Genomic DNA, 242 nt, shown 5'->3' with positions numbered 1-242 from the left:
CACTGTACCAAAATAATTTTGGGGAACAGCTTCCAAAGTACTTTGCACATATCCAGTTTAACAGCGTTGCAGACCACGAGATAGAGTTCATAAACCACGACCCAGTGTACAAGCTACATACGGTGGTGCTGTCCTCACGTGCCGATCTTGAGAACATTCCACGCGGAAAGAAAAATCTGGTAAAGCTAGTGATTCAGGACGGTGCAGACGTAAATGCATCGGACTACTCAGCGTTCTCAAAC

General features: G+C 45.9%; 1 protein-coding gene. It reads left to right on the top strand.

The annotated features are described in order from the left end of the window. On the top strand, positions 1-242 hold a 242-nt coding region (locus AC1RPH_RS08495), incomplete at both ends, for a hypothetical protein (RefSeq protein WP_481762148.1).

This window comes from Dellaglioa sp. CoH-57-MRSF-16 (genome assembly GCF_056782055.1).
Note: the sequence above shows the minus strand (reverse complement) of the source record. Positions and strands in the feature narration are given on the sequence as shown.